We start from the raw sequence: 2,084 nt of genomic DNA on the forward strand, positions 1-2,084 counted from the left end.
TCGGCGGCGGCGCGCAGCCATCCCGCCCGGTCGGTGGCTGAGGACCGACGCCAGATCGGCGCGGCCGCGGCGGCGGCGTGGACGATCGCGTCGAGGTCTGCGGGGGACGTGGTCACGAATGATCCTTTCGAGCGGTGAGTGGGGCGTCTGCCGGGGCGGGAGCACCGGTGAGAATCGGGGCGAAGCGGATGCCGAGGCCCTCGTGCGCGTTCTCGGTGAGCCATCCGTCGCCGATCGTCACAGGCGAGGGGTCCGCGAGGGCGCCGAGAGCGCCGAAGCCGGCATCCTCCACGTCCTCGACCAGCACCTCGTGCGCGGTGTCGGGCAGAGTGAGCGCGAGCTGACCCGAGAGCTCGGGCAGCAGATGCGGATGCAGCGCCGCACCGTGCTCTGCGGCGAGTTCGGCGATGCGGAGGAACGGCGTGATGCCGCCGACCCGCACGATGTTGGGCTGCACGACCTGAGCGGCTCCGGCGCGCAGGAAGTCGCCGAAGCGGTGCACGGTGTGCAGGTTCTCGCCCAGGGCGATGGGCACGTCGATCCGGCGCGCGAGCTCTGCGTGTCCGGCCAGATCGTCGGCGCGCAGCGGTTCCTCGATCCAGGCGAGGCCGAAGCGCGACAGGGCGTCGACCGAGGCCGTCGCACGATCGAGTTCCCACCGCTGGTTCGCGTCGATCATGAGGTCTCGATCGGGCCCGAGCAGGGCGCGCACGGCGGCGACCCGGTCGAGATCCTCGGCGAGATCGGGCTTGCCGACCTTGATCTTGACCGCATCGAACCCCGCATCGATCCAGCGCTGCACCTGGGCGAGCAGCTCCTCGAGCGAGTAGTGCAGATTCACGCCCGACCCGTAGCCACGCACACGCTCGCGGCGGCGACCGAGCACATGCGACACCGAGGTCCCGGCCGAGCGCGCCTCGGCGTCCCACAGAGCGAGATCGAGGCCGGCGAGAGCGATCGTGGTGATGCCCCCTCCGCCCGCCTCGTGCAGGTGCTCCCACAGCCCCTGCCAGGCCTCGCCGGGAACAGCGGATCGGCCGACGGACGCCGGCGCGACGTCATGTTCGAGCAGGGCGTGCACGGCGGGGGCACCGATCTGCGGGCTCCAGGAGAAGCCCCAGCCCTCTGCGCCGTCGGAGCGCACCACGTGGGTCGCGATGATGCCGACCGAGGTCACGTCCGCGGCCCACGGACGCGTCAGCGGCACACGCTGCAGTCGCGACGTCAGGCTCCGGATCGAGGTCACAGCAGTGCGCGCCCCGCCGCGAGGATCTCCGCGAGACGGGCCTCCTGCGCCGGTGTCGGGTCGACGAGCGGCGCGCGCACCGACCCGACCGCGAGGCCCGAGAGACGGAGCCCCGCCTTGATCAGCGAGACGCCGAAGCCCGGGGTCTCATCGCGCAGCTCGACGAGCGGGCGGTAGAAGCCGTCGAGCAGGGCGAGGCGGCGATCCTCATCGCCGTCGGCGTACGCGCGGTAGTAGGCGTTCGCGATGTCCGGGGCCATCGCGAAGGCGGCCGAGGAGTACAGGGGCACGCCGATGCCTCGGTATGCGCCCTGCGTGAGTTCGGCGGTGAGCAGCCCGTTGAAGAATGCGAAATCCGTTCGGCCCTCTTCGGCGACTGCGCGCACGATCAGCTGGGTCGTGCCGATCTCGCCCGTGCCGTCCTTGAAACCTACGATCTTCGGGTTCGCGACGAGCCGGCGCACGGTGTCGACCGAGTACTGCGCGCTGCCGCGGTGATAGACGATCACGGGCAGGTCGGCGGCGTCGGCGATCTGCTCGACGTACGCGGCGAGACCCGCCTGGGTTCCTCCGACGAGATAGGGCGGCAGCACGAGCAGTCCGTCCGCTCCCGCATCCGCTGCCGCCTTCGCGACCTCGATGGCGTGGCCGAGCGGTCCGCCGGCCCCGGCGATCACGGGGACGCGACCGCCGACCGCAGTGACCGCGGTGCGGGTGACGGCAGCGGCCTCGCTCGCCGAGAGCGCGTGGAACTCGCCGGTGCCGCATGCGGGGAACACGCCACCCGCTCCGGCCTCGACACCGGCGGAGACGAAGATGTCGCCCTCTCCGGCCTTGA

2 protein-coding genes are annotated in these 2,084 nt (G+C 71.8%); both read right to left on the reverse strand.

Features of this window, described 5'->3' with window-relative positions; all coding sequences use genetic code 11:
• Positions 1–112: 112 nt before the first annotated feature.
• Positions 113–1,246, reverse strand: a complete 1,134-nt coding sequence (locus tag RTM68_RS08635) for a mandelate racemase/muconate lactonizing enzyme family protein (protein WP_312170072.1) — start codon at positions 1,244–1,246, stop codon at positions 113–115.
• Positions 1,243–2,084 (reverse strand): 5-dehydro-4-deoxyglucarate dehydratase (locus RTM68_RS08640; RefSeq protein ID WP_312170074.1); only part of this gene is annotated, 842 nt, incomplete at its 5' end. The genes RTM68_RS08635 and RTM68_RS08640, both read right to left, overlap by 4 nt.

Source organism: Microbacterium sp. (assembly GCF_031988965.1).
Classification (GTDB): Bacteria; Actinomycetota; Actinomycetes; order Actinomycetales; family Microbacteriaceae; genus Microbacterium.